General features: G+C 69.7%; 15 protein-coding genes. 12 read left to right on the top strand and 3 right to left on the bottom strand.

Annotation, left to right across the window (positions count from 1 at the left end; all coding sequences use genetic code 11):
* From CJZ98_RS13385 to CJZ98_RS13360, 6 genes are all read left to right on the top strand, one after another.
* Entirely contained in the window at positions 1-363 is a 363-nt protein-coding gene (locus tag CJZ98_RS13385; protein WP_094591636.1) for a nucleotidyltransferase domain-containing protein, read from the top strand.
* Entirely contained in the window at positions 353-739 is a 387-nt protein-coding gene (locus CJZ98_RS13380) for a HEPN domain-containing protein (protein ID WP_094591635.1), read from the top strand. The genes CJZ98_RS13385 and CJZ98_RS13380 overlap by 11 nt, the downstream gene beginning before the upstream one ends.
* Positions 736-3,087, top strand: coding sequence for an EcoAI/FtnUII family type I restriction enzme subunit R (gene hsdR / locus CJZ98_RS13375; RefSeq protein ID WP_094591634.1), 2,352 nt, complete (start codon positions 736-738; stop codon positions 3,085-3,087). The genes CJZ98_RS13380 and hsdR overlap by 4 nt, the downstream gene beginning before the upstream one ends.
* A 41-nt stretch (positions 3,088-3,128) precedes the next feature.
* On the top strand, positions 3,129-3,719 hold the full coding sequence (locus tag CJZ98_RS13370) for a hypothetical protein (RefSeq protein ID WP_094591633.1): 591 nt from the start codon (positions 3,129-3,131) through the stop codon (positions 3,717-3,719).
* A gap of 52 nt (positions 3,720-3,771) precedes the next feature.
* Complete coding sequence (locus CJZ98_RS13365) at positions 3,772-4,164, top strand: VOC family protein (RefSeq protein WP_094591632.1); 393 nt, start codon at positions 3,772-3,774, stop codon at positions 4,162-4,164.
* Positions 4,165-4,265: 101 nt separating this feature from the next.
* Positions 4,266-5,489, top strand: coding sequence for a Rieske 2Fe-2S domain-containing protein (locus CJZ98_RS13360; RefSeq protein WP_157910990.1), 1,224 nt, complete (start codon positions 4,266-4,268; stop codon positions 5,487-5,489).
* Here CJZ98_RS13360 and CJZ98_RS13355 read toward each other — a convergent pair.
* The gene (locus CJZ98_RS13355; protein WP_094591630.1) at positions 5,429-6,487 is read right to left on the bottom strand and encodes an aromatic ring-hydroxylating oxygenase subunit alpha; all 1,059 of its coding nucleotides are present in this window, start codon (positions 6,485-6,487) and stop codon (positions 5,429-5,431) included. The genes CJZ98_RS13360 and CJZ98_RS13355 overlap by 61 nt on opposite strands.
* Before the next feature lie 115 nt (positions 6,488-6,602).
* Between CJZ98_RS13355 and CJZ98_RS13350 the strand changes: the two genes are divergently transcribed.
* Both CJZ98_RS13350 and CJZ98_RS13345 read left to right on the top strand, forming a co-directional pair.
* The gene (locus CJZ98_RS13350; protein ID WP_094591629.1) at positions 6,603-6,785 is read left to right on the top strand and encodes a hypothetical protein; all 183 of its coding nucleotides are present in this window, start codon (positions 6,603-6,605) and stop codon (positions 6,783-6,785) included.
* A 209-nt stretch (positions 6,786-6,994) separates the two neighbouring features.
* Positions 6,995-8,185, top strand: a complete 1,191-nt coding sequence (locus tag CJZ98_RS13345; RefSeq protein WP_157910989.1) for a hypothetical protein — start codon at positions 6,995-6,997, stop codon at positions 8,183-8,185.
* A gap of 75 nt (positions 8,186-8,260) precedes the next feature.
* Here CJZ98_RS13345 and CJZ98_RS13340 read toward each other — a convergent pair whose 3' ends face one another.
* Together CJZ98_RS13340 and CJZ98_RS13335 are read right to left on the bottom strand one after the other, a co-directional pair.
* On the bottom strand, positions 8,261-11,389 hold the full coding sequence (locus tag CJZ98_RS13340) for a DEAD/DEAH box helicase (protein ID WP_094591627.1): 3,129 nt from the start codon (positions 11,387-11,389) through the stop codon (positions 8,261-8,263).
* 54 nt (positions 11,390-11,443) lie between these two features.
* A complete protein-coding gene (locus CJZ98_RS13335; RefSeq protein WP_094591626.1) occupies positions 11,444-11,860 on the bottom strand; it encodes a hypothetical protein in 417 nt (138 codons plus the stop codon).
* 85 nt (positions 11,861-11,945) lie between these two features.
* On the opposite strand from CJZ98_RS13335, the gene alaS reads away from it, so the two are divergent.
* The 4 genes from alaS to CJZ98_RS13315 all read left to right on the top strand — a co-directional run bounded on the left by alaS (position 11,946) and on the right by CJZ98_RS13315 (position 17,705).
* Positions 11,946-14,654 carry an alanine--tRNA ligase gene (gene alaS / locus CJZ98_RS13330; protein WP_094591625.1) on the top strand — a complete coding sequence of 903 codons (2,709 nt, stop codon included), beginning with the start codon at positions 11,946-11,948 and terminating at the stop codon, positions 14,652-14,654.
* Between the two features lie 80 nt (positions 14,655-14,734).
* Positions 14,735-15,907, top strand: a complete 1,173-nt coding sequence (locus tag CJZ98_RS13325; RefSeq protein ID WP_094591624.1) for a hypothetical protein — start codon at positions 14,735-14,737, stop codon at positions 15,905-15,907.
* A gap of 34 nt (positions 15,908-15,941) precedes the next feature.
* Complete coding sequence (locus CJZ98_RS13320; protein WP_094591623.1) at positions 15,942-16,349, top strand: hypothetical protein; 408 nt, start codon at positions 15,942-15,944, stop codon at positions 16,347-16,349.
* 174 nt (positions 16,350-16,523) lie between these two features.
* Positions 16,524-17,705 (top strand): 4Fe-4S binding protein, encoded by a 1,182-nt coding sequence (locus CJZ98_RS13315; protein ID WP_094591622.1) that lies wholly within the window; start codon positions 16,524-16,526, stop codon positions 17,703-17,705.
* Positions 17,706-17,784: the final 79 nt, after the last annotated feature.

The raw sequence follows: 17,784 nt of genomic DNA, 5'->3' as shown, positions 1-17,784 counted from the left end.
ATGGCCGCCTCGTCTTGCCCCTCCAGCTATCACTACGTGGTGGACGAGCCGCTGCTGCGCACGATCACGGCGGAGATCCAGGCGGCGATCCCCGGCGCTGAGGTGCGCCTGTTCGGCTCCCGCGCCCGAGGTACCGCACGGCCCGATTCGGATATCGACCTGTTGGTGACGGTGCCGGATGCCTGGCTGGCGAGCCATTCGCGGTTTGAGGAAACAGGGGATCTGAGTCGAAAGCTGGCCCAACACCGGATTCCGATCGATTTACTCGTCTATTCCCATGCGGAAGTTCGAGATCGGCGTCAGTACAGCCAGCATGTGGTGACCGAGGCCTATCGCTACGGGAGAGAGCTCCATGCCATCTGACCGCCAGCGCGAAGCGGCTCGGATGCTGCGCATTGCCCGGCGGGATCTCAAGGCTTCGAGATCCATGCTCGATACCGATCTATTCGATGAGGCCTCCTGGGGATTCCATGTTCAGCAGGCCACAGAAAAGGCTTTGAAAGCCTGGATTTCGGCGCTGGAGGAGGAGTACCCACGCACCCATGACCTGTCTCTGCTTGGCCAGTTGATCATCGACTGCGGCGGTGATCCAACACGCTTTCAATCGCTTGAGAACTTCACCCCCTTTGGATCGCGGCTCCGCTATGACGATGAGCCGGATGCCTTGAACCTCGACAGAGCTGCCTGGAACCAGCTCTGTGCCGATCTGCTCGATCACGTAGGCAGCCTGCTCCCATGAACGAGGCCGAAACCCGCGCTGAGCTGATCGATCCGCTGCTCGCCGCCGCCGGCTGGGGCGTGGTGGAGGGCAGCCGCATCCGGCGCGAGTTTTCGATCACCCCCGGCCGGATCGAGGGCGGCGGCCGCCGCGGTAAACCCCTCACCGCCGACTATGTGCTCACCTACCGCAACACCCAGCTGGCGGTGGTGGAGGCCAAGCCCGACACCGCCCCCCTCAGCGAAGGCGTGGCCCAGGCCAAGGACTACGCCGGCAAGCTGCAGCTGCGCTTCACCTACGCCAGCAACGGCCTCGGCGTCTACGCCATCGACATGGCCAGCGGTGAGGAGGGGCCGGTGGCCGCCTTCCCCAGCCCTGAGGAGCTCTGGGCCCGCAGCTTCGCAGGCGAGAACGCCTGGCGCGATCGCTTCGCCGCCATCCCCTACGCCGACAAGGGCGGCAGCTGGCAGATCCGCTTCTACCAGGACATCGCCGTGTCGCGGGTGCTGGAGGCCGTGGCCACCGGCCGCCACCGCATCCTGCTGACCCTCGCCACCGGGACCGGCAAAACGTCGATCGCCTTCCAGATCCTCTGGAAGCTGTTCCAGGCCCGCTGGAACCTCTCCGGCCAGCCCACGCGCCGGCCGCGCATCCTCTTCCTGGCCGATCGCAACACCCTCGCCGATCAGGCCTTCAACGACTTCACCGGTTTCGCCGCCTTTGAAGACAACGCCCTGGCCCGCCTCGAACCCGATGCCCTGCGCAGGAAGGGCCGCGTGCCCACCAACGCCAGCGTGTTCATCACCATCTTCCAGACCTTCATGAGCGGGTCGGCGGCGGACGGCAGACCCGCGCCCTGGTTTGGCCAGTACCCGCCCGATTTCTTCGACGTGATCGTGATCGACGAATGCCACCGCGGCGGCGCCAACAACGAATCCACCTGGCGCGGCATCCTCGAGTACTTCGCCCCCGCCGTGCAGCTCGGCCTCACCGCCACCCCCCGCCGCACCGACAACGCCGACACCTACGCCTACTTCGGCGAGCCGGTGTTCACCTACTCCCTCAAGGAAGGCATCAACGACGGCTTCCTCACGCCCTTCCGCGTCAAGCAGATCACCACCACCCTCGACGACTACGTCTACACACCCGACGACACCGTGGTGGAGGGCGAGGTGGAGGCCGGCCGCCGCTACACCGAACCCGACTTCAACCGCATCATCGAGATCGAGCGGCGCGAGCGACAGCGGGTGGAGATCCTGCTCAGCCAGATCGATCCGCGCCAGAAAACCCTGGTGTTCTGTGCCACCCAGGAGCACGCCCTCGCCATCCGCGACCTGATCAACCAGCTGAAGCCCGGCAGCGAGCCCAACTACTGCCACCGCGTGACCGCCGACGACGGCGAACTGGGCAACACCTGGCTGCGCGCCTTCCAGGACAACGAGAAGACGATCCCCACCATCCTCACCACCTCCCAGAAGCTCTCCACCGGCGTGGATGCCCGCAACGTGCGCCACATCGTGCTGCTGCGGCCTGTGAACTCGATGATCGAGTTCAAGCAGATCATCGGCCGTGGCACCCGCCTCTACGACGGCAAGGACTACTTCACGATCCTCGACTTCGTGAAGGCCTATCAGCTCTTCAGCGATCCGTCGTGGGATGGCGATCCCCCGGAACCGGAGGAGATCAACCAGCACACCCCAAGGGCGAAGCCGGATCCAGCCGAGCGCGATGACGACCCCAGCCGCGGCGACGACGCTGCGGAGCCGCCCCGCCGCACCAAGCTGCGCATCATGCTCGGCGACGGCAAGGAGCGCTCCATCCAGCACATGCTCGTGACCAGCTTCTGGCATCCCGATGGCACGCCGATGAGCTCCCAGCAGTTCATCGAACTGCTCTACGGCCAGCTGCCCGAATTCGTGAAGGATGAAGCCGAGCTGCGCGCCCTCTGGAGCGCACCCGACACCCGCAGCAAGCTGCTGCAGGGCCTGGCCGAGAAGGGCTTCGGCGCCGATCAGCTGGCCGAGATGCAAGCGATCATCGCCGCCGAGAACAGCGACCTCTTCGATGTGCTCGCCCACGTGGCCTACGCCCTGCCGCCCATTCCCCGCGAAACCCGCGCCCAGCAGGCCCGCGTCTACATCCACTCGCGCTTCAGCAGCAAGCAGCAGCTCTTCCTCGATTTCGTGCTGCAGCACTACGTGAGCACCGGCGTGCAGGAATTGGCCCAGGAGAAACTCGCCCCCCTGCTGCGCCTGCGCTACCAGAACTCCATCGCCGATGCCGTGGCCGACCTCGGCCGACCCGAGGACATCGGCCAACTGTTCGCCGGCTTCCAGCGCTATCTCTATGAACGGACGCGCGGGGCATGATCGCCGCGCCCCCACAGGCTGGTTCTGCAGGCTGGAGCGCCATGAGGTCGTTTCTCCTCCCTGGTCTGGTCTGCTGTGGCGTCCTTTCCGGCTGCACGACGCGGCAGGCGGACGAGTGGGTGATTCGGCGCCAGTTCGGCATTCCAGCGGCTGCCAAGGCTCTTGTGTATGAAGCCACGCCCGCGGAGCCCGGATGGTTCGGCCGCGAGGGACTCCGGATCACGATGGTCTTCGGGCTCAGCGAAGCCGACGGCGACGCGTTGACCCGCAAGGTTGCGGCCTCCGGACAGTGGCAGCCGCTGCCGATACCGGAAACCACCATGGAGCACCTCGCGGGCATCCGCTCGGCCCGTGCGGCCAGAATCAGGCTCGCCCAGGAGTCGGGCGAGACGCTCCAGCCAGAAGGGTCTGTCTATAACCCCACCGATGGGCAGCGGATGACGCAGTTCCGTCAGTCCATGCCGGCGCATCCGCCCACCGGTTGGTACCAGATCAGAACGGCAGGCACCGACATCATGCATGCGCCCAAGACCGTTCGTACCACACTCAACAAGGATGTGAACGACTTCATGCTCGCCCTGCTGGATCCAAAGCAGCACACCGTCATGGTCCGAGTCAGCACCAACTACTGAGTGGCATGCAGCCGGCCCTAGGCTTGTGATCAGACCGCACGCGAGGCCTGCTGTGAAGCTCGGCTACACGATCGTCTACGTGCCGGATGTTGCCGCATCGTTGGACTTCTTTGAACGGGCCTTTGGCCTGAAGCGCCGGTTCCTGCATGAGTCGGGCACCTACGGAGAGCTCGACACGGGAGAGACGACCCTGTCGTTCGCGTCCCACGATCTGGCCGCATCCAACCTGCCAGGCGGCTACATCAGGGCGAGTGAGGTCGGCCAACCGCTCGGCATGGAGATCGGCCTTGTCACGGAGTCGCTCGAGCAGGCGCACGCGCAAGCACTCCAGTGCGGGGCTGCCGAACTCTCGGCGCCGCAGCACAAACCATGGGGCCAGGTTGTCTCCTACGTCAGAGCCCCGGATGGGTGCCTGGTGGAGCTGTGCACTCCCGTGCACGGCTGAGGCGTCGCCGCCCCTGCCGCGCAGCCGAGGGCGGCGAGCACCCGGGTGAGGTGCCCGTGGAGCCCAGACTCCCTAGGGTTCACGTCGTGCACCAGCCGGGCATGGGTCCTTCCACCCCTCCCCCCCGTCCAGCGGATGGCGCCCCGTCCAGCGGAGCGCCGGCGGTCTCGCCCCTCGACCTCAACCGCCCCTGGCTCTCGGAGCGGCCGGTGGCCTGGCCGGTGCTGCCGAGCGTCGATCTGACACCCGAGCAGGCCCGATCGATCCGGGCCTTTGATCTGCCGCTGCTGCTGGTGCGCGGTCGCAACGGCACCGTCTCGGTGCATCTCGACCGCTGCCCCCACCGGCACGTGTCCTTCTGCACCGGCGGCAAGCCTCCTCAGGTGGAGGGCTCGGTGTTCCGCTGTCCCTACCACTTCCAGTCGTTCGATCAGAGCGGCCGCTGTGTGGCCACCCTGCATGGGGAATCGGGGCAGGCGGAGCACCTGGTGACCCTGCCGGCCTTCGAGCAGGACGGCTTCGTGTTCGTGGTGGTGTCGCGCCAGCTGTTCTCGCGCCAGCAGCCTGGGGTCGGCAGCGCGGCCGCCCTGCAGCAGGCCCGGGACGAGCTGCGCATGCCCGCCGAGTACGCGCGGGAGCTCAGCGACACCACGGCCGTCGACTGCCTGCACCTCTTCGAGTACCGCTATCCCATCGGCTCCTGGCCCGTGGTGATCACCAGCGGCATCGACCACACCCACGGCTTCCACGTGCACGGGATCGCCAAGGCGGTGCACCGGGTGCGGCGCTGGCTGGGGCAGGAGACCCTCAGCGGCATGCACATGGTCTGCGATGACGGGGAGCGCTCGGTGCTGGTCACCTATGCCCAGTACCGCGAGAGCCTGCAGGCCTACTGGAAGGTGGGGGGGCCGCCCAACCTCTGGCTCAACAAGCTCGACCACGGCCTCTATATCGCCGTGCTGTTCGTGCCCGACGACGCCGGCAGCACCACCATGCGCGGCTGCCTGTACGTGAGCGGGCAGTGGAAGCTGCTGCTGGAGAACCCGGCGATGCTCGCCTCCCTGCGGGAGCTCTCGACCCACAACAGCGTCGAGGACCAGCCCTTCATCGAAAGCCAGATGGAGAGCCTGGCCGATGGGCGCATTCCCGTGGGCAACGCCAGTGTCAACGATGCCCCCGTCTACCGCTACTTCCGCTACCTGGAGCAGATCACCGGCACGCCCGTGCCGTTCCACGACAAGCCCCATGCCATCGACCTGCTGCGTCAGTGGGACGGGGGAGGGCTCGCGTCCGCAGCGGTGGCGGCCGGGCCGTTGAGCAGCTGACGCAGGCGCTGGCGCATCAGGGCGATCGGCTGGTCAGCCTCGATCAGAGTCTCATGGATCGGAGCGGCCCCGTAGGCCCCGTCGATGCCCTCGAGGATGCGGCGGTCCTGGTCGATCAGGCCCCGCTCGAAACGGGTCACGCTGGCCTCGGGCACCTGCTCCTCGTCGTCGTTGCGGAAGTAGAAGCGCACGATGCGGCTGTCGCGTCCGTCCTGGGGAACGGCGAACAGCACGATCCGCTGGCGCAGACCGTTGGGCCAGCCCAGCTCCAGGCTCAGCCCCAGGGGGGCGATCCAGCTCACCCGCCGCTCCACCGTCAGCTGGTGGCTGTGGTCGTCGAGGGTGGCGCTGAGGCTGCCGTTGTTGGCCACCTCCAGCGGCAGGCTGAAGCGGAAGCCGTCGGCGGTGGGTTCGATGCCATCCCGCAGCGGTTCGGGGATGGGGGTGGTGGCCTCCAGCAGCCCGCGGTGCACGAAGTAATGGTGGTAGTTGTCGAGACCGTTCTCGATCACCCGGAAGGGGGAGCAGCGCCAGGTTTCGAAGAAGCCGTGGATCAGGCGCACCCCCGGATCGCTGACTTCGGGGAACTCCGGGATCGGCTGCTGGGCCTCCGGCGCCAGGCACACCCACACGTAGCGGTAGCGCAGCCGGGCCCGGTGGGCGCGGATCCGGAAGCGCGCGGAAACCGGTCGATCCGGTTCCTGGGGCACCCGGCGGCAGCGGCCGTCCGCCTCAAACTCCCAGCCGTGGTACGGGCAAACCAGGCAACCCCCATCCGTCACCCAACCCCCGGAGAGGCGGGCGGAGCGATGGCAGCAACGGTCCTCGGCCACCGCCACCGAGACGTCGGAACCGGAACCGTCGCCTGCAAGGCGCCAGAGCACAAGCCGCTGGCCGAGCAGATCGAGGCTGAGAGGCTCGGAACCCAGCTGCTCCAGGGGCAGCACCGGATACCAGAACGGTCGCAGGGCCTCGAGTTCGTGGGGCTCCAGCGTCACGACGACCCTGCGGGATCAACGCCAGGCTAAGAGCTGCCGTTGCTGCGGCCCTGGCCGCCACGTCGGGCGATGCCATCTGTCGCGCCTGGAGGAGGCGGCAGTCAGGCCCAATCCCGTGATCGGTATCAGCGAACAGTTGATAGATGCCCGCTCGCTGTTTCTGACACCCAACGCCACCCCGGTCCACGTTCCCACCCGCCTCAATCTCATCCAGGCGCCCACGGTCCTGCAGATGCCTCCACCGACCCTCGGCCCTGCGGACGATGCCGCCATCCGCTGGGTCACCGATCGAGCCTGACGGGTCTGACAGGGGTGCGGGGCCGACTCGCTGTCCGTGCCACCTGGTGAATCCGGAGTCCTGCCCGAGAAGGGCCAGCACCTCCTCAAACCGCGCGATAGCCGGCTGATTGTCTGCTGTCGCGTGTCCTTGACGACCCGCCGGAGAACCGCGGCGGCGCCACGTCGGAATCGTTCGTGCTTGGCTTGGACGAGCGTGTCTGCCCGCCGATGACGACGTCGTCCGCGCCTTGGCCGTCGCCGCCGGCAAGCCTCCACTGGCGCCTCATCTGGGGTGTGGCGGCACTCCAGGCGGCGCTCCAGCTGGGCTGGATCGCCTACCGCGCCTTTCAGCCGGCCTTGCTCAGGGATCACGGTTTTTCCGATCTCCTGGTGCCCTTCGCGTTGCTTCCCGGCTTCCTGGGTCTGCTGATCGAGCCCCTCAGCGGTGCCCTCTCCGACCGGCGGGCGGAGCGGACCCATGAGCGGCTGCTGCCGATCACGGTCGCCGTCCTGGTGGCCGGGCTGCTGTTCGTCACCGCCGTGACCCTGCTGGGCAGCGGACAGCTCAGCCAGGCGGGCATTCTCCTCCCCGCTCTGATGGTGGCCTGGCTGGTGGCCGTGCAGGCCTCCTCCAGCCCCAGCCTGGCCCTGCTTCAGCAGGCCGCGTCGCTGCAGCTGCTTCCACGGGCCACGGCCCTGCTCGCCCTCGTGCAGGGATTGATCGGGGCCTCATCCGGCGTCCTGGCCGAGGCCGCCCTGCGCTTCGGCGCCAGCGGCACCTTCCTGCTGGGTGCCCTGGTGCTGGGTCTTGGCCTGGTGGTCCTCCGGACTCTGCCGAGGCCCGCCCCCACGGCTGCCTCCTCCATCTCCGCTCCGCCCCAGTCGCCACCGCCGCCTGTGGAGCGCTGTGTTCGCCTGCTGGTCACCGCCCTGGCGGCCGGCGTCGTGCTGCAGGTGCTGCTCGATGGCCTGCCCCGGGTGCAACCGCTGGGCTCAGCGCCCGTGGTTCAACTGTGCTCGGCCCTGGTGGCCATCGTCGCCGGCCGGTGGGTCAGTCGCTGGGGACGCCGGCAGGCCTTCCTGGCCTCCCTTGCCGCCCTCACGGTGCTGCTCGCCCTGGCGCTGGTTCTGCCTGCGGGCTGGATTCCTGTGCTGCTCCCCCTGCTGGGCTGTCTCCACGCCATCGTTCTGATCAGCCTCACCGCCATCGCCCTGGCCTCCCTGCCGCCCGCCTGGAGTGGCCTCGGGGCTGGACTGGTCCTGGGGGGGACCGGGGTGTCTGCCAGTGTGCTGGCCCTGGGTTTCGGCACGTCTGGCCCCCTGGTCGCGCCACCACAGCTGGCGGTCTTGGTGGTGAGTGGTGGGGTGGCGCTGGCGGCCAGCTGGGGCCTGCGCTCCGCCTCGCTCACGGCGCGTTGAATCCCTCGGCCCGGACGTCGTGCCGGCGGAGCCGCACCTTGGATGCCGCGATCGTGAGGGCCACCACAGCGCGCCTCACTCCTCTGTAAGGGCCACCAGGTCCTTGAGCTGGCCCACATCCAGCCCGCCGAGCCACTCCTCGCCCGAGCCCACGATCTCCTGCGCCAGCTTCGACTTCTCCTGGATCATCCGGTCGATGCGCTCCTCCACCGAGCCACTGGTGATGAACTTGTGCACCATCACCCGGTTCTGCTGGCCGATGCGGTAGGCGCGGTCCGTCGCCTGGTTTTCCACGGCCGGGTTCCACCAGCGGTCGATGTGGAACACGTGGCTGGCGCGGGTGAGGTTGAGGCCCACGCCGCCCGCCTTCAGCGACAGCAGGAACAGCTGCGGACCGCGCGGGTCCTCCTGGAAGCGATCCACCATCGCCTGGCGTTCCACCTTGCTGGTGTTGCCATAGAGGAAGGGCACCTCCTGGCGCCACTTGCGCTGCAGGTGGGCCTTGAGCAGATGGCCCCATTCGGCGAACTGGGTGAACAGCAGGGCCCGATCGCCCGCCTCGATCACCTCCTCGAGGATCTCTTCGAGCCGTTGCACCTTGGCGCTGCGGGCGGCGAACTCCTTGAAGAACTCGGCATCGGTGGGATCGGGATCCTGCTTGAGGGCCAGGGCCGGGTGGTTGCAGATCTGCTTGAGCTTGGTGAGCAGCGCCAGCACCTGGCCGTGCTTCTGGCCCAGGGGAGCGCGGGCGATGGCGTCGAGGCTTTCCTCTACCGTTTTGTTGTAGAGCTTCTTCTGCTCGGGGGCCAGGCCCACCCATTCGCGCAGCTCCACCTTTTCCGGCAGGTCGGAGATGATCGACTTATCGGTTTTCAGGCGCCGCAGGATGAACGGGCCCACCCGGCCCTTGAGATCCCGCAGCGACGACATGTCGCCGTAGCGCTCGATCGGCAGCCGGTAGCGCTGGCGGAAGAAGGGCTCATCACCCAGCACCTTGGGGTTGAGGAAATCCATCAGGGCCCACAGCTCGCTGACGCGGTTCTCCACCGGCGTGCCGGTGAGGGCGATGCGGAAGCGGCTGCCGCGGCTGCCCTTGCCCGGGCGCCCCAGATCCCGCGCCGCCATCGACTGCTTGGCGTTGTGGTTCTTGATCGCCTGGGCCTCGTCGATCACCACCCCCTGCCAGTCGATCGCCTCCAGTAGCTCGCTGTCGCGCTGCAGCAGGCCGTAGGTGGTGAGCACCAGATCCATGCCCTTGAGCGCCTTCTTCAGGGCCGCCTCCGTGCTCGGCCGTCGCGGGCCGTAGTGCTCGTGCACCACCAGCTCGGGCGTGAAGGCCGCCGCCTCCCGCTTCCAGTTGGTGAGCACCGAGGTGGGCGCCACCAGCAGCACGGACCGCTTCAGTTCCCCCTCGGCCTTGAGGTGCTGCAGGAAAGCCAGCAGCTGGATCGTCTTGCCCAGGCCCATGTCGTCCGCCAGGCAGGCGCCCTGGTCGAAGCGGTGCAGGAAGGCCAGCCAGCCCAGGCCCCGCTCCTGATACGGCCGCAGCTGGCCCGCAAAGCCCGGCGGCGCCGGCAGCGGATCGGGAGCCTTCTGCTGGTGGTACTGCTCCAGTACCGCCTGCAGCCGCGGGCCCGGCGTGAAGGCATGCACCGGCAGGCGCATCAGCGTCTCGCCCTCGTTGCCGGTGAGGCGCAGGGCGTCATCGAGGCTGAGGCCGGGGTCAGCGGCGCAGAACTTCTCGGCGTTCTTGAGATCCAGCGGGCGCAGCTCGATCCACACGCCCTTGTGCTGCACCAGCGGGCTGCGCTTGGTCTGCAGCTTCTCCAGGTCACGCAGGTTGAGCGTGACGCCGCCGATCATGAAGTCCCACTTCCACTCCAGGCTCTCGCCCAGGGTGAAGCCGCGCGATGTCTCCGGCAGTTCGGCCGTGATCGCCAGGCCCAGCCGGCTGGCCAGGCCGCCCGAGAGGCTGGCGGGCAGCACCACGCCCACCCCCACATCGCGCAGCTTGGCCGCCTCGCTGCGCACCAGCACGAAGGCCTCATTGGGCGTGAGCTGCATCGCCTCCGGCGTGGCCGCATCCAGGCCCCGCTCGATCGGCGCCGACACGGTGAGGGCCCGGCCCAGACCCTCCAGCAGCAGCTCGCCGGGCTGCTCCACGCGGATCTCGCCCAGGGCCACGCTGCCGTCACCGGCGGACCACACCGCCGCGGCCGGCAGCCGCAGGCTCGGGTCGGCCTCCGCCTGCAGCCCGAAGCGCAGCTCCCACAGCTCCTCGCCCTCCGGCGGGGTGAACAGCTCCAGGCAGGCCCGGGCCGGCGCCACCTTGCCGGCCACTCCCTCACGCCAGTGGTGGCTGGCGATCGCCAGGCGCTCCTGGTCTTCCTCGTCGAGCTTCAGCTGGCCGGCTGGGCTGGCCAGCCCCTGCTCCCAGGCCGCCAGCAGCGGATCGAGGCCATCGCCACCGGGCCGGAAGGCCTCGCGCAGCTGGCCGTCCACCAGCTTCTCCACCAGACCCGCCACGAACAGGCGGTTGGAGCGGGGCCGGCCGCAGGCCAGCTGCGGGTCAGTGCTGGCGGCAGCCACCACCTGGGGCATGCGCGCCGCCAGCTCCTCCAGGCGGCGCCGGTCGTCCTCGCGGTTGAGCAGCGGCAGCCAGCGGGCCTGGCCCTCGCCCGCATCGGGCAGCCAGCGGCCCCGGGCGATCAGGCTCAGGCACCAGCGCTGCAGGTGGGCCCACCAGCGCAGGTCCTCCGAGAGGCCAGCCTCGGCGAAGCCCGAGAGCGGCAGCAGGCTAAGCCACTCGGCGGCGGGGCCGGGCTTGAGCAGCCAGCCCTCCACCTGCCACGGCCACCAGCTGATCTCCTTGGGCAGGGGCTCGCCCGCCTGCAGCGGCAGGCCGCTCCAGGGGCCCTGGGCGCTGGGCTTCTTGCCCTTGGCCGCCTGCTGGCGGCTGGGCAGGGTGAGGGTGGCGGTGGCCTGCCGCAGGGCCTCCGACCAGAACGCGTTGTCATCCAGCCAGGTGGCCAGATCGTCCAGATCCAGGCTCAGCGGATGCAGCGGCGCCTCGCCCTGGGGCATCACCGGCTCGGCCACGCGCCAGGTATCCGCCCAGATCAGCAGGCCCGCCACCGGGGCCTTGCCCGGGGCAAAACTCCCCGCCGGCACGGCGGGCAGCCAGGTGGCATGCAGCAGGCTCATCGAGTCGGGATACGGCCGTGGGGGGTGCCGCGGGAGCGGGTCATGGCCGCGTGGTCATGGCCGCAGGGCGGGCAGGGCGCGTTGCGTGCCGTGCAACAGGAAGGCGGCGCCGATCAGCGGCAGCCAGGCACGAAGCAGCCCCATCATCACAGCTGGCGCGACCGTCACCAGGGCCGCTGCCAGCGGCTGGTCCGCCGGCCAGCTCGCCACCGGCGGCAGCCCCAGGCTGTGGATGCCGCACACCGCCCCCACCAGGCCCGCCTGCAGGTGCGAGTCGTCGGGATCCACCCGCTGCAGGTGGAAGGCCAGCAGGCCATAGAAGAAGCCGCAGCCACCGGCCCGCAGGCCCGCCTCCAGCCCCAGGGGCAGGCCCAGGGCCAGGGCCGCCACGCCGGCCCCCAGGGCCCAGGCGATCGAGCGCAGGCGCAGCTGGGCGCGGCTGGGGTGGGGGGCGGCGGGGGTCTCGCTCAAGGGCTGGTGGGGCCGGGCGGGGGCGCTGGCAGGACCTGTGCTGGGCGATCATGCCCTGTTCAGGGTTGTTCCGCCGCTTCGGGCCATGGCTGCTGTCACCACCGCCACCTCCGCCGCCCGCCGGGCCGGCCCTCCCCGCAGCGGCGCCGAGATCCGCGCCGCCTTCCTCGACTTCTACGAGCAGCGCGGCCACAAACCGATCGCCAGCGCCTCGCTGATCCCCGACGACCCCACGGTGCTGCTCACCATCGCCGGGATGCTGCCCTTCAAGCCGGTGTTCCTGGGGCAGCAGGAGCGGCCGGCACCGCGGGCCACCAGCAGCCAGAAGTGCATCCGCACCAACGACATCGAGAACGTGGGCCGCACGGCCCGGCATCACACGTTCTTCGAGATGCTCGGCAACTTCTCCTTCGGCGACTACTTCAAGGAGCAGGCGATCACCTGGGCCTGGGAGCTGAGCACCGAAGTGTTCGGGCTCTCGCCGGCCAATCTCGTGGTGAGCGTGTTCCGCGAGGACGACGAGGCCGAGGCCATCTGGCGCGACGGGGTGGGCGTGAACCCCAAACGCATCATCCGCATGGATGAGGCCGACAACTTCTGGGCCTCGGGCCCCACCGGCCCCTGCGGCCCCTGCTCGGAGATCTACTACGACTTCAAGCCCGAGCTCGGCGACGACGGCATCGACCTGGAGGACGACAGCCGCTTCATCGAGTTCTACAACCTGGTGTTCATGCAGTACAACCGCGACGCGGAGGGCACCCTCACGCCGCTGGCCAACCGCAACATCGACACCGGCCTGGGCCTGGAGCGCATGGCCCAGATCCTGCAGGGCGTTGCCAACAACTACGAAACCGATCTGATCTATCCGCTGATCGAGACGGCGGCGGACCTGGCCGGGCTGGACTACCGCGCCCTCGACGCCAAGGGCCAGACCAGCCTCAAGGTGATCGGCGACCACAGCCGCGCCATCACCCAGCTGATCGGCGATGGCGTGACCGCCAGCAACCTGGGCCGCGGCTACATCCTGCGCCGGCTGCTGCGCCGCGTGGTGCGCCACGGCCGCCTGCTGGGCATCGACAGGCCCTTCCTCACGGCCATGGGCGAGGCCTCGATCGCCCTGATGGCCAGCGCCTATCCCCTGCTGCGGGAGCGGCGCGAGGTGATCCTGGCCGAGCTGGCCCGCGAGGAGGCCCGCTTCCTGGAAACCCTGGAGCGGGGCGAGAAGCTGCTGGCCGAGGTGCTGGCCGCCAAGCCCAGCCAGATCTCCGGCGAGCAGGCCTTCGAGCTCTACGACACCTACGGCTTCCCCCTGGAGCTCACCGAGGAGATCGCCGAGGAGCACGGCCTCACGGTGGATCTGGCGGGCTTCGAGGCGGCGATGGAGGCCCAGCGCCAGCGGGCCAAGGCCGCGGCGGTGAGCCTGGATCTCACCCTGCAGGGAGCGATCGAACAGATGGCGGCCGAGCTGGAGGCCACCGCCTTCAGGGGCTATGAGGCCCTGGAGCACCCCAGTTGCGTGCTGGCCCTGGTGGTGAACGGCGAGCCCGCCGAGCGCGCCGTGGCGGGCGACAGCGTGCAGCTGGTGCTCGATTCCACCCCCTTCTATGGCGAGGGCGGCGGCCAGGTGGGCGATCGCGGCGTGCTCTCCGGCGACGGTGCCGACGGCGCGGGGTTGATCGTGGCGATCGAGCGCGTCAGCCGCAACCGCAGCGTGTTCGTGCACAGCGGCCGCATCGAGCGGGGCAGCCTCGCCATCGGCGATCTGGTGACGGCCCAGGTGGACCGGACCTGCCGTCGCCGCGCTCAGGCGAACCACACCGCCACCCACCTGCTGCAGGCGGCCCTCAAGCAGGTGGTGGATCCGGGCATCGGCCAGGCCGGCTCCCTGGTGGATTTCGATCGCCTCCGCTTCGACTTCCACTGCCCCCGCGCCGTGACGCCGGCCGAGCTGGAGCAGATCGAGGCCCTGATCAACGGCTGGATCGCCGATGCCCACACCCTCGAGGTGCAGGAGATGGCGATCGAAAAGGCCAAGGCCGCCGGCGCCGTGGCGATGTTCGGCGAGAAGTACGCCGACGTGGTGCGGGTGGTGGATGTGCCCGGCGTGTCGATGGAGCTGTGCGGCGGCACCCACGTGGCCAACACCGCCGAGATCGGCCTGTTCAAGATCGTGGCCGAATCGGGCGTGGCCGCCGGCATCCGCCGCATCGAGGCGGTGGCCGGCCCGGCGGTGCTCGCCTATCTCAATGAGCGCGACGCCGTGGTGAAGCAGCTGGGCGAGCGCTTCAAGGCCCAGCCCGGCGAGATCGTGGAGCGGGTGGCCCAGCTGGCCGACGAGCTCAAGGCCACCGGCAAGGCCCTGGCGGCGGCCCGCGGCGAACTGGCCCTGGCCAAGGCAGCGGCGCTCGTGGCCCAGGCGGAGCCCCTGGGGGCCACGCCAGCGGGCGAGCCCTTCCAGCGGCTGGTGGCCCGCCTCGACGGCGTGGAGGGCGCGGGCCTGCAGAGCGCCGCCCAGGGCCTGGCGGATCAGCTGGGCGATGGCGCCGCCGTGGTGCTCGGCGGCCTGCCCGACCCCGCCGACCTGGGCAAGGTGATCCTGGTGGCCGCCTTCGGCAAGGCGGTGATCGGCGCTGGCCTCCAAGCGGGCAAGTTCATCGGCGCCGTGGCCAAGGCCTGCGGCGGCGGTGGCGGCGGACGCCCCAACCTGGCCCAGGCCGGCGGCCGCGACGGCGCGGCCCTGGATGGGGCCCTGGAGCTGGCCCGCACCGAGCTGCAGGCGGCGCTGGCGGGCTGAGCGCTGGGGGCAGGGCCCTGGGCCGGATCCTGCCTTTCGCGGCCGCCAGCGCCACACTCGGGTCGGAGGCCGGCCCAACCATGTCCCTGCACCCGCGTCTGCCGCGCCGCTGGCCCCCGGGGGCCGTGGCTGCGGTCCTGCTGATGCCGCTGGCGTCCCTGCCCCTGCAGCAGCCCAGTGCCGCCGCCACGGCTGGGCCCTCCTCCAGCGCGGCCACCGCCGCGACCAGGGCCACGGTGCAGGAGATCCTCGATGGCCCGGATCTGTGGATCGACCGCCGCCGCGCCCGGGTCCATGACCGCGCCACGGCCCCGGAGCTGTTGCGCAGCGGTGAGAGCCGGGCCCAGCTGGCCTTCCAGGGCGGCGCGTCGGGCCGGATGAATCAACTCACCCAGCTGCGCCTGGGCAGCCGCTGCTCCCTGCTCGACCAAGGTCAGATCCTGCTGTCAGGGGCCCAGAGCCTCTGCCTGCGCTCGGCCCGCCTGAGCGTGCGCGGCACCCACGTGCTGGTGGACCTCGACAGCCGCGGCGCGGCCACGATCTCGGTGCTCGAGGGCCAGGTGGATGTCGAACAGCTGCCGGGACCCACGGCTTCGGGGAGCGCCGCTGCGGCGCCCACGGCTCCGACAACCTCCGTGGGCCAGGGGCAACGGCTGCGGCTGAGTGCCGAGGGCCGGGTGCTGGCCCTGGAGCCACTGACCCCCGCCGACTACCGCGCCTTCGTGGAGGGCCCCCTGGTGGACGGCTTCACCACGCCCCTGCCCGGCCAGCCCGCCCTGGAGGCCACCCTCGCGGCCCTCACACCGCAGCTGAGCCTGGCCTGTCCCGCCCGGCCGGACACCACCCTGGTCGAGGCGGTCAACGGGGCGCGGCGGCAGGCGGGGCGGCCCCCCTTCTCCCCGCTGCCCGCGGAACTGGCGGAACGCAACTGCCGCCATCTGGCCCCGGTGCTGCGCCGCATCCTGGCCAGCGGCGACTGCGACCATGACCGCCAGCGCTGGCAGGCCCTGCTGCAGGAGCCTGGCCGCTCCGCCGGCCTGACTCCGGTCAGTGAACTGATCGCCTGCCCGGGTGCCCGTGCCATCGATCCGGCCGTGGTGCTGCAGCGCTGGCTCGGATCGCCCCTGCACACCGACCTGCTCCTGAACCGTCCCCGGGCCAGCCACCTGGACTGCGTCCAGCTGACGGCCTCCGGCCGCACGGCGGCGATGTGCACCACCTGGGGCGGCGGTGGTCCGCGGCCGGGGATCTGAATAGGGTGCGGGCTGGATCCGCCCTTGCTCTGCCATGGTCCCCATCCGCCGCTGGGCCGCCACCGCCCTGCTGCTCCTGGCCAGCGCCAGTCCGGCCCTGGCCACCCCTGCCCCCACGCTGCTCAAGTGGCTGAAGCTGCCGGGCTCCCTCTCCAGCCTCTACGCCGCCAACGCCCTCGGCCAGGCCAGCCTCAACGGCCAGGTGGGCGGTAGCCCCGAGGCCCTGCTGGCCCAGGTCCGCACCAGCCTCGCCATCCAGGGCTACAAGGAACGCACCATCAACACGGTGGTGGGGCCCTGGGGCTTCAACCTGGTGCTGGACCCCCCGGAGAACGTCACGGTGGACGGCACCCCCGCCGGCAAGAAGGCGGCCCTGGTGCTCCAGAGCACCAGCCTGGGCCCAGGCAAGCTCAACCTCAACGTGCGATACGAGGGGCTGTAGCTCGGGGCCAGGGGCGGCCCGCTGGGCCCGTGGGCAAAAATGTGACTGGATGAGACCAGTCGAAGAAGCTTGCGAATGCGGGGCGATCATGCAAGGGTTTGCCCCGCTGCCTCCCACGCTCAAGCCCGATGACGGGCCCGGGAGGTCAGTTATTGACTTCTTGAGTCCCCCGTTTTGCAACTGTTCAGTTCCTGGTCTGAACGGCAGGCCCATGGGCTGCGTCTGGTCCTGCTCATCGGCTGGCTGGCGCTGATCGCGTCCCTGCTGGGTCCCCCCATCGACTTCGACGGGCATCCGGGCCGGATGGAGCTCTGTGCGCCCACCGGCCCCTGCGAGCTGTATGACAACGACGGCAACCGCCTGTTCTGGGGGGTTGTCGTGCCGCTCGGGCTTCTGACGATCGTGGCGATGAGCCACGAGGTCTGGCGACGGATCTGCCCGCTGGCCTTCGTGTCCCAGCTGTTCCGCGCCATGGGCTGGCAGCGCACGGTGGTGGGCAAGGGGGGGCGCCGCGATGTGGTGAAGGTGAGTCCCGACTCCTGGCTGGGGCGACACCACATCGAGCTGCAGTGGACCCTGTTCATCGCTGGGCTCTGCCTGCGTCTGCTCGTGGTCAACAGCAGTCCCCTGGGTCTGGGCCTGTTCCTGCTGATCACGGTGCTCGCGGCCGTTCTGGTGGGCTGGGCCTACGGCGGCAAGGCCTGGTGCCACTACGTCTGCCCCATGGGGCCCGTGCAGACCGTGCTCACGGGTCCCCGCAGCCTGTTCGGTAGCCCCGCCCATCTCGGCAACGGCGGCCGGGTCACCCAGTCCATGTGTCGCACCGTCGGTGACCAGGGCAAGACCCAGAGCGCCTGTGTGGCGTGTCAGGTCCCCTGCCTCGACATCGATTCGGAGCGGGCCTACTGGCAGACCCTCCGGGGCAAGCGGGGACTCACCTGGGCCTGGTACTCCTATCCAGGGCTGATCGTCGCGTTCTTCCTGCTGATTCAGTGGCAAGGGGGCGGTGATGTGGACTATCTACGGAGCGGTCGCTGGGCCTATGACGGCACCTTGGTGCAGCGCATCTGGACGCCTCTGAGCGAGTGGACCCCGGCCGTGTCGGCTCCCCTGCTCCAGCCGCTGCAGGCTCCTCCCCCCAGGCCGCCCGAGCTTCCGCCCCCAGCAGGAAGGCAGCAGGACGGCCAGACCACATCAGGCCGGGGCTGGGATCGGTCCGGGACCCATCGCTCCAGGAGCCGGACGGCACAGCCGGGGGACAGCCAGCTCTCCGGCCAGAGGCCCCGTTCCCTGCCATCGGGCCCCACCCATTTCACGGCCAAGCCCACCGACAACTATGGAAACTCTGGACAATAGAGGCTTGAGTGCCCGCTTAGATCAGCCAATATTCTTTAAGCCTGGATTGGCCTCTAGCGTCGCAAGCTGGTGGCTCAGT

The sequence above is a fragment of the Vulcanococcus limneticus LL genome (assembly GCF_002252705.1).
GTDB classification, from domain to species: domain Bacteria; phylum Cyanobacteriota; class Cyanobacteriia; order PCC-6307; family Cyanobiaceae; genus Vulcanococcus; species Vulcanococcus limneticus.
Note: the sequence above shows the minus strand (reverse complement) of the source record. Positions and strands in the feature narration are given on the sequence as shown.

What these genes read in the sequence shown, in the direction of transcription:
- CJZ98_RS13385 (WP_094591636.1), top strand. Translation starts at nt 1, where the DNA reads ATGGCCGCCTCGTCTTGCCCCTCCAGCTATCACTACGTGGTGGACGAG.
- CJZ98_RS13380 (WP_094591635.1), top strand. Translation starts at nt 353, where the DNA reads ATGCCATCTGACCGCCAGCGCGAAGCGGCTCGGATGCTGCGCATTGCC.
- hsdR (WP_094591634.1), top strand. Translation starts at nt 736, where the DNA reads ATGAACGAGGCCGAAACCCGCGCTGAGCTGATCGATCCGCTGCTCGCC.
- CJZ98_RS13340 (WP_094591627.1), bottom strand. Translation starts at nt 11,389, where the DNA reads ATGAGCCTGCTGCATGCCACCTGGCTGCCCGCCGTGCCGGCGGGGAGT.
- CJZ98_RS13370 (WP_094591633.1), top strand. Translation starts at nt 3,129, where the DNA reads ATGAGGTCGTTTCTCCTCCCTGGTCTGGTCTGCTGTGGCGTCCTTTCC.
- CJZ98_RS13360 (WP_157910990.1), top strand. Translation starts at nt 4,266, where the DNA reads ATGGGTCCTTCCACCCCTCCCCCCCGTCCAGCGGATGGCGCCCCGTCC.
- alaS (WP_094591625.1), top strand. Translation starts at nt 11,946, where the DNA reads ATGGCTGCTGTCACCACCGCCACCTCCGCCGCCCGCCGGGCCGGCCCT.
- CJZ98_RS13320 (WP_094591623.1), top strand. Translation starts at nt 15,942, where the DNA reads ATGGTCCCCATCCGCCGCTGGGCCGCCACCGCCCTGCTGCTCCTGGCC.
- CJZ98_RS13345 (WP_157910989.1), top strand. Translation starts at nt 6,995, where the DNA reads ATGACGACGTCGTCCGCGCCTTGGCCGTCGCCGCCGGCAAGCCTCCAC.
- CJZ98_RS13325 (WP_094591624.1), top strand. Translation starts at nt 14,735, where the DNA reads ATGTCCCTGCACCCGCGTCTGCCGCGCCGCTGGCCCCCGGGGGCCGTG.